General features: G+C 63.2%; 1 protein-coding gene. It reads right to left on the bottom strand.

Annotated elements, in window-relative coordinates:
* On the bottom strand, window positions 1-266 hold a 266-nt coding region (locus H6B10_RS16255), incomplete at both ends, for a phosphatase PAP2 family protein (protein WP_204652451.1).

Below are 266 nucleotides of genomic sequence, written 5' to 3'. Positions count from 1 at the left end.
GCCGCTGCTGGCGGCCCAGGGGCGAAGCCTCGTGCTGGAACACGGTGGCGGCGTAATCCAACGCCAGAGCCAACAGGATGCCGAACACCACGTCGATCACGCTGTGCTGTTTCAGCAGCATAGTGGAAGCGGTGATGGCCAGGCACAGTACCGCAGCGGCCGGACGCATCCAGCGGCGGCGCGGGGCGTCAAAGCAGCTGCAGCGATAGTACGCCAGCATCAAGGTTGCCGAGTTGAACACATGGATGGAAGGGCATACGTTGGTA

Origin of the sequence: Gemmiger formicilis (assembly GCF_016901605.1) — a bacterium.
Lineage (GTDB): Bacteria > Bacillota > Clostridia > Oscillospirales > Ruminococcaceae > Gemmiger > Gemmiger formicilis_B.
This window is presented reverse-complemented; position numbering and strand designations above follow the sequence as displayed.